At 65.1% G+C, this 679-nt stretch carries 1 protein-coding gene; it reads right to left on the bottom strand.

Annotated features, from left to right (window positions below; genetic code table 11):
• Positions 1-679: tetratricopeptide repeat protein (locus tag EN984_RS36720; protein ID WP_164766025.1), on the bottom strand; the 679-nt coding region annotated here is incomplete at both ends.

Raw genomic sequence — 679 nt, 5'->3', positions numbered from 1 at the left:
TCTTCATGTCGATGCTGGCTGTCGTCTGCGGCGCGCCGTCCTGCCAGGATTCGGGAATGTCGGCCGAATTGGCCGCCGCATCCAGCGGCTTGGCCTTCCACAGTTCGGTCGCGGCGCGGGCGCGTTCGAGCTGCTCTGGCCGCAGCGCATTGGCGATCTCGTCACGCTTGGCAGCGGCATCCTTGTCGCCGGTCTTGGCGACGAGCGCGAACCATTTGTAGGATTCCTCGAGGTTCTGCTTCATGCCGACGCCCTTGGCGGCGAGGATGCCGAGATTGAACTGGCTGTCCTTGACGCCGACGTCGGCGGCCGCCTGGAACCAGTGCGCGGCCGATTCATTGTCGGTCACGCCGTCTGCCGCCATGGCGAACAAGACGGCCAGATTGTGCATGCCGCTGGCGTTGCCCTGTGCTGCGGAAAGCTGGTACCAGGTCTTCGCCTTCTTGATGTCGCGCGCGACGCCGATGCCCTTTTCGTAGAAGTTTCCGATGCGGTATTCGGCCGGCGCGAAGCCGAGTTCCGCCGATTTCTCGTACCATTTGGCCGCTGCCGCCATGTCTTCCTTGACGCCGCGCGACTCGGCATAGCGCGAGCCGATCTCGAACAGCGCCTTGGCGTCGCCGCTGGCGGCGGCATCACGCAAGGCGGCAGGGCCGGCGTCAGCGGGAATGTCGAACTT

Origin of the sequence: Mesorhizobium sp. M7A.F.Ca.CA.004.12.1.1 (genome assembly GCF_003997835.1) — a bacterium.
Taxonomy (GTDB): domain Bacteria; phylum Pseudomonadota; class Alphaproteobacteria; order Rhizobiales; family Rhizobiaceae; genus Mesorhizobium.
This window is presented reverse-complemented; position numbering and strand designations above follow the sequence as displayed.